General features: G+C 69.6%; 1 pseudogene. It reads left to right on the top strand.

The features are described from left to right. A pseudogene (locus tag EOB49_RS36305) lies at positions 1 to 207 on the top strand (ABC transporter ATP-binding protein); the annotation flags it as partial.

Here is a 207-nt window from a genome sequence, read left to right as displayed (position 1 = left end):
AGATCGTGCCGCCGGCGCCGATGGTCCCCGCGCCGGGTGCTGCGGTGCTGACCCTCAATGGTATCTTCACCTCGCATCATTCGGGCACGGCGCTGCGCGACATATCGCTTGCCGTCCGTGCCGGCGAAATCCTCGGCATTGCCGGGGTGTCGGGCAATGGCCAGCGGGCGATGGCGGAGGTGATCTCCGGGACGCGGGCGCCCGATG

This window comes from Mesorhizobium sp. M7A.F.Ca.MR.148.00.0.0, from assembly GCF_003997735.1.
GTDB lineage: Bacteria > Pseudomonadota > Alphaproteobacteria > Rhizobiales > Rhizobiaceae > Mesorhizobium.
Note: the sequence above shows the minus strand (reverse complement) of the source record. Positions and strands in the feature narration are given on the sequence as shown.